This window comes from Gilliamella sp. X-57, from assembly GCF_057063565.1.
On the sequence record NZ_JBXSQI010000040.1, the window covers coordinates 2,642 to 5,530 of the forward strand.

The following is a 2,889-nucleotide window of genomic DNA, read 5'->3' on the forward strand; positions in this document are numbered from 1 at the left end:
GGAGCCCAAGCGGGTAGCATATAGTATTAGTGGAAGCGTCTGGAAAGTCGCACGATAGAGGGTGAAAGTCCCGTACACGAAGGTGCGATATGTGGAAGCTTATAGAGTAGGGCGGGACACGTGATATCCTGTCTGAAGAAGGGGGGACCATCCTCCAAGGCTAAATACTCCTGATTGACCGATAGTGAACCAGTACCGTGAGGGAAAGGCGAAAAGAACCCCGGGAGGGGAGTGAAATAGACCCTGAAACCGTGTACGTACAATCAGTGGGAGCTGCTGCCGTTGGGTAGTAGTGACTGCGTACCTTTTGTATAATGGGTCAGCGACTTATATTCTGTAGCAAGGTTAACCGAATAGGGGAGCCGAAGGGAAACCGAGTATTAACTGTGCGTTAAGTTGCAGGGTATAGACCCGAAACCCGGTGATCTAGCCATGGGCAGGTTGAAGGTTGGTTAACACTAACTGGAGGACCGAACCGACTAATGTTGAAAAATTAGCGGATGACCTGTGGCTGGGGGTGAAAGGCCAATCAAACCGGGAGATAGCTGGTTCTCCCCGAAAGCTATTTAGGTAGCGCCTCATGAGTAACTGTTGGGGGTAGAGCACTGTTTCGGCTAGGGGGCCATCCCGGCTTACCAACCCGATGCAAACTCCGAATACTGACAAGTTTAATCATGGGAGACACACGGCGGGTGCTAACGTTCGTCGTGAAGAGGGAAACAACCCAGACCGCCAGCTAAGGTCCCAAAGTCATAGTTAAGTGGGAAACGAAGTGGGAAGGCTTAGACAGCTAGGATGTTGGCTTAGAAGCAGCCATCATTTAAAGAAAGCGTAATAGCTCACTAGTCGAGTCGGCCTGCGCGGAAGATGTAACGGGGCTAAAACTATGCACCGAAGCTGCGGCAGTGCACGTAAGTGTATTGGGTAGGGGAGCGTTCTGTAAGCCGTAGAAGGTGTGTTGTGAGGCATGCTGGAGGTATCAGAAGTGCGAATGCTGACATAAGTAACGATAAAGCGGGTGAAAAGCCCGCTCGCCGGAAGACCAAGGGTTCCTGTCCAACGTTAATCGGGGCAGGGTGAGTCGACCCCTAAGGAGAGGCCGAAGGGCGTATCTGATGGGAAACGGGTTAATATTCCCGTACTGGCTATAACTGCGATGGGGGGACGAAGAAGGCTAGGTTTACCACCTATTGGATGGTGGGTTAAGCATGTAGGCGTGTGATTAGGCAAATCCGGTCACTGAAACGCTGAGGTGTGATGACGAGCTGCTAAGGCAGTGAAGTAATTGATGCCCTGCTTCCAGGAAAATCCTCTAAGCTTCAGGTTATAGTTAATCGTACCCGAAACCGACACAGGTGGTCAGGTAGAGAATACTCAGGCGCTTGAGAGAACTCGGGTGAAGGAACTAGGCAAAATGGTGCCGTAACTTCGGGAGAAGGCACGCTGATGGTAATTGAAGTCCCACGCGGATGTAGGTGAAGTCAGTCGAAGATACCAGCTGGCTGCAACTGTTTAATAAAAACACAGCACTGTGCAAACACGAAAGTGGACGTATACGGTGTGACGCCTGCCCGGTGCTGGAAGGTTAATTGATGGGGTTATGCGTAAGCAGAAGCTCTTGATCGAAGCCCCAGTAAACGGCGGCCGTAACTATAACGGTCCTAAGGTAGCGAAATTCCTTGTCGGGTAAGTTCCGACCTGCACGAATGGCGTAATGATGGCCAGGCTGTCTCCACCCGAGACTCAGTGAAATTGAAATTGCCGTGAAGATGCGGTGTACCCGTGGCAAGACGGAAAGACCCCGTGAACCTTTACTATAGCTTGACAGTGAACATTGAGCCTTAATGTGTAGGATAGGTGGGAGGCAAAGAAGCATGCACGCCAGTGTGTGTGGAGTCGACCTTGAAATACCACCCTTTAATGTTTGATGTTCTAACCTATACTTCTGAATCGAGGTAAGGGACACTGTCTGGTGGGTAGTTTGACTGGGGCGGTCTCCTCCCAAAGAGTAACGGAGGAGCACGAAGGTTAGCTAATCCTGGTCGGACATCAGGAGGTTAGTGCAATGGCAAAAGCTAGCTTGACTGCGAGAGTGACGGCTCGAGCAGGTACGAAAGTAGGTCATAGTGATCCGGTGGTTCTGAATGGAAGGGCCATCGCTCAACGGATAAAAGGTACTCCGGGGATAACAGGCTGATACCGCCCAAGAGTTCATATCGACGGCGGTGTTTGGCACCTCGATGTCGGCTCATCACATCCTGGGGCTGAAGTAGGTCCCAAGGGTACGGCTGTTCGCCGTTTAAAGTGGTACGCGAGCTGGGTTTAGAACGTCGTGAGACAGTTCGGTCCCTATCTGCCATGGGCGTAGGAAAATTGAGAGGGTTTGCTTCTAGTACGAGAGGACCGAAGTGAACGCACCGCTGGTGTTCGGGTTGTGATGCCAATTGCATTGCCCGGTAGCTACGTGCGGAATAGATAAGTGCTGAAAGCATCTAAGTACGAAACTAGCCTCGAGATGAGTTTTCCCTGAAGAGATTCAGTAAGGTCCGTTTGAGACTAAGACGTAGATAGGTCAGGTGTGTAAGTGTAGTGATACATTGAGCTAACTGATACTAATGAACCGAGAGTCTTAACCTTACAACTCGGAGTTGTTTTGGGGTTACGCGAGAGATTGTATAAAAGTTGAAATAACAGTTTGTTCCGGATTGAGAGATTAGTGCAGATATGAGATAATGTAACTAATTGAAAAGAGTACAGGATATGTCTGGCGGTAATAGCGCGGTGGTCCCACCTGACCCCATGCCGAACTCAGAAGTGAAACGCCGTAGTGCCGATGGTAGTGTGGGTATTACCCATGTGAGAGTAGGGGGCCGCCAGACTTTTAAATTT

At 50.3% G+C, this 2,889-nt stretch carries 2 rRNA genes; both read left to right on the forward strand.

From position 1 onward, the window contains the following. Positions 1 to 2,637, forward strand: a 23S ribosomal RNA gene (locus ACYIAL_RS12420). 126 nt (positions 2,638 to 2,763) lie between these two features. Next, positions 2,764 to 2,879: ribosomal RNA gene (gene rrf, locus ACYIAL_RS12425) — 5S ribosomal RNA — on the forward strand. The last annotated feature ends 10 nt before the right edge of the window (positions 2,880 to 2,889 follow it).